We start from the raw sequence: 249 nt of genomic DNA, 5'->3' as shown, positions 1-249 counted from the left end.
CCTCTTGGCCATCTTGCGGAACTATTGGATTTTCATTCACCGTATTTGGTGTTGGTTGACTCACATTTTGTTTCGCTTTATTTGCTTCTTTTTCTTTTTGAGATGCTTCAACTTCTTTTTTCTTTGCATCTTCAATTCTTTTTTGCTCTGCCATCTTCTTCGCTTCTTCAACCTCTTTCAATCTTCGTTCCTCTTCCAAACGTTTTCTTTCTTCTTCTTGTTTCCTTCTTTCTTCAGCTAATTTTTCTT

At 36.1% G+C, this 249-nt stretch carries 1 pseudogene; it reads right to left on the bottom strand.

Annotated elements, in window-relative coordinates:
* Positions 1–249: pseudogene (locus MR160_RS34465) on the bottom strand (hypothetical protein); the annotation flags it as partial.

This window comes from Bacillus cereus group sp. BfR-BA-01382 (assembly GCF_022663475.1).
In the GTDB taxonomy this organism is placed as follows: domain Bacteria; phylum Bacillota; class Bacilli; order Bacillales; family Bacillaceae_G; genus Bacillus_A; species Bacillus_A thuringiensis_S.
This window is presented reverse-complemented; position numbering and strand designations above follow the sequence as displayed.